Raw genomic sequence first — 290 nt, forward strand, 5'->3', positions numbered from 1 at the left:
TGGTAAGTCGAAGTTGGAAACACATAACGAGTGAGTGTCTGCCAAAGTTGGCTCACCGGCGAACTCATTGCGCCTTTCATCTCGTTATACACAACACCTTTATAGACCAATGGCGAATCTGCGTTACCTTCCTCTTCAAATTCTACGCGATGCCCTTCTTGAAGAAAGTCCATCTCGTCCAAGCGCGAGAAAAAGACCGCATCTAGATACACATCTAAGAGGTTATTAAAGTCTTTTTTGTTCTTACTCGCGAAAGGATAAGCCGTCCAATCACTGCTAGTAAAGGCATT

At 44.1% G+C, this 290-nt stretch carries 1 protein-coding gene; it reads right to left on the minus strand.

Translation table 11 applies throughout. The annotated features are described in order from the left end of the window. Window positions 1–290: hypothetical protein (locus tag A3739_RS08645; RefSeq protein ID WP_156502493.1), on the minus strand; the 290-nt coding region annotated here is incomplete at both ends.

This window comes from Oleiphilus sp. HI0067 (assembly GCF_001635735.1).